At 73.1% G+C, this 517-nt stretch carries 1 protein-coding gene; it reads left to right on the forward strand.

The genetic code is table 11. The features are described from left to right. Window positions 1–517, forward strand: a 517-nt coding sequence (locus tag DC522_RS34130) for a radical SAM protein (protein ID WP_116532748.1), incomplete at both ends; no start/stop codon positions are given.

The following is a 517-nucleotide window of genomic DNA, read 5'->3' on the forward strand; positions in this document are numbered from 1 at the left end:
GCTGGGCGTGCGCAAGCTGCGCCTGACCGGGGGCGAGCCGCTGGCGCGCAAGGGCTTCATCGACCTGGTCGCCCGGCTGTCGCGCCATCTGGCCGGGGGCGGGCTCGACGAGCTGACCCTGACCACCAACGGCGTGCGGCTGGCCGAGTTCGCCGCCGACCTCGCCCGGCTCGGCGTGCGGCGGATCAACGTCTCGCTCGACACCCTGAAGCCCGACGTCTTCCAGGGGCTGACCCGTCGCGGCGATCTTTCCAAGGTGCTGGCCGGGATCGACGCGGCCCAGGCCGCCGGGCTGGCGGTCAAGCTCAACGCCGTCGCGCTCCAGGACGCCAACGCCGCCGAGCTGCCCGACCTGATCGCCTGGGCGCACGGGCGCGGCATGGACATCACCCTGATCGAGACCATGCCGCTGGGCGAGGTCGAGGCCGACCGCACCGAGCAGTTCCTGCCGCTGTCGCGGGTGCGGGACGAGCTGGCCTCGTTCTGGACCCTGACCGACCTGCCGCTGAACACCGGC

Origin of the sequence: Microvirga sp. KLBC 81, from assembly GCF_003075415.1 — a bacterium.
In the GTDB taxonomy this organism is placed as follows: domain Bacteria; phylum Pseudomonadota; class Alphaproteobacteria; order Rhizobiales; family Beijerinckiaceae; genus Microvirga.